Origin of the sequence: Halomonas sp. ND22Bw, from assembly GCF_003011945.1 — a bacterium.
Taxonomy (GTDB): domain Bacteria; phylum Pseudomonadota; class Gammaproteobacteria; order Pseudomonadales; family Halomonadaceae; genus Halomonas; species Halomonas halophila.
This window is the reverse complement of record NZ_PXWD01001089.1, coordinates 1-263: the sequence shown is the minus strand read 5'-3', so window position 1 is coordinate 263 and position 263 is coordinate 1. Positions and strand designations below refer to the sequence as shown.

The window sequence follows — 263 nt, the reverse complement described above, 5'->3', positions numbered from 1 at the left end:
CGGGCAGCGTCCTCGGCGGCGACCTGAGCGGCGTAGGGGGTCGACTTACGCGAACCCTTGAAGCCCATGGCGCCGGCGGACGACCACGAGATCGTGTTGCCCTGCGCGTCGGTGATGGTGACCATCGTGTTGTTGAACGAAGCGTTCACGTGCGCCACGCCCGAGACGATGTTCTTGCGTTCGCGGCGACGAACGCGGGTGGTTTCCTTGGCCATCTGTACCTTCTCGTCCTTCAAGCGCGCCCGTCATTCCAGGCGCTCGGG

The 263-nt window shown here is 65.4% G+C and carries 1 protein-coding gene; it reads right to left on the bottom strand.

Annotated elements, in window-relative coordinates:
- Window positions 1-215, bottom strand: a 215-nt coding sequence (gene rpsK, locus CVH10_RS21545; protein WP_106489425.1) for a 30S ribosomal protein S11, incomplete at its 3' end; no start/stop codon positions are given.
- Window positions 216-263 lie beyond the last annotated feature (48 nt).